The sequence below is a fragment of the Desulfopila sp. IMCC35006 genome, from assembly GCF_005116645.1.
Classification (GTDB): Bacteria; Desulfobacterota; Desulfobulbia; order Desulfobulbales; family Desulfocapsaceae; genus Desulforhopalus_A.
Genome location: NZ_SWCM01000046.1, coordinates 1 through 836, shown reverse-complemented (window position 1 = coordinate 836; position 836 = coordinate 1). Strand labels below are relative to the sequence as shown.

Annotated in this window: 1 protein-coding gene; it reads left to right on the top strand. The window is 48.7% G+C overall.

All coding sequences use genetic code 11. The features are described 5' to 3' along the window. Window positions 1–836 (top strand): GspE/PulE family protein (locus tag FCL47_RS24095; RefSeq protein ID WP_167496629.1); only part of this gene is annotated, 836 nt, incomplete at both ends.

Below are 836 nucleotides of genomic sequence, written 5' to 3'. Positions count from 1 at the left end.
CGCCGGCATCAGGGCGGGCGGATCCTTTTCGAGTACGATGAGGGCAGTATTGATATTCGAGTGTCTTTTTTCGTAACCATACATGGGGAAAAGATTGTTTTCAGGCTGCTGAAGCAAAAACGAGAACTACTGGATATCCATACTATTGGCATGGCGCCCAATATGCTGGCTAGATTTATGGAGGATGCGGTTTATCAACCAAGCGGTGTGCTGCTCGTCACGGGACCCACGGGATCCGGGAAGACGTCCACCGTCTACAGCTGTATCAATCATATAAAAAATCCGCAGATAAGTATTATAACGGCAGAAGAACCGGTAGAATATGTCATTGACGGTATTGCCCAATGCTCAATCGACCCATCTATTAACATGACCTTTGAAGAAACCTTGCGGCACATCGTTCGACAGGATCCCGATGTGATCCTGATAGGTGAAATCAGGGATAACGCTTCAGCGGAAATGGCCATGCAATCGGCCTTGACCGGCCATAAGGTTTTGAGTACCTTTCATACTGAAGACAGTATCGGTGGTCTTATCCGTCTGCTCAATATGGATATTGCGCCCTTTCTTATTTCATCTACGATTGTCAGCGTGCTGGCCCAAAGACTGCTGCGTCGGGTTTGTGAATCCTGTGCCACGGAGGCAAAACCTACACCGATCCAACTGCAAAGGATGGGACTTTCGGCATCTGATCTCAGGGGCGCACAATTCAGGAAAGGGCGGGGTTGTTCAGACTGTAAGCAGACGGGTTACAAAGGCAGAGTAGGTGTCTTTGAACTACTGGTGCTCAATGAACTGGTCCGAGATGCCATACTTGAGCAGAAAACCAGCTACGA